Origin of the sequence: Streptomyces sp. ActVer (assembly GCF_027270795.1) — a bacterium.
GTDB lineage: Bacteria > Actinomycetota > Actinomycetes > Streptomycetales > Streptomycetaceae > Streptomyces > Streptomyces umbrinus_A.
The window spans coordinates 1-557 of record NZ_JAPWHT010001028.1; the positions used below are offsets into that span (position 1 = coordinate 1).

The 557-nt window shown below is 67.7% G+C and carries 1 pseudogene; it reads left to right on the forward strand.

Annotated elements, in window-relative coordinates:
• Positions 1–557 (forward strand): annotated as a pseudogene (locus O3Q52_RS53955) (hypothetical protein); the annotation flags it as partial.

Genomic DNA, 557 nt, shown 5'->3' on the forward strand with positions numbered 1-557 from the left:
CGCCTGGTGAAGGGGATGGCGGATGAGGATGCCGTCCTGACGATGGTGGGCAAGACCGCCGATGTGTTCCGGGACGAGTTCTCCGGCGTCCCGAAGAACTTGAAGAAGCTGAAGAAGTCGTACGACCTGGCGGGGGACGCGCTGGCCGCGTACTGGCCCGAACTCGAACGCGCCCAGGCTCTCGCCGACAAGGCCCTCGCCCAGGGCCGTGAAGCCCAGGCTGACCTCTCCTCCGCCAAGTCCCGTCTCTCCTCCGCCGATTCGTGGGTGACCCGCGCCAACAAGGAAGCCGACAAGTACAAGGACGACCCTTCATCGGCGGGCAAGGACGTCCCCAAGCCGGACGAGGCCAAGGTCCGTGCTGCCACCCGCGACGCGCAGAGCGCCAAGGACGCCCACACATCCGCCCAGTCCGACGTCACCGCCGCGCAGAATGCCCTCGACGCCGCGAAGAAGATGGCCGGGGACGCGCGGAAGATGCGCGAGGACGCCGCCGGTGACGCCAAGCGGAAGCTGGACGAGGCGTCCGACGCCGGGATTCAGAACCGGAAGTGGTA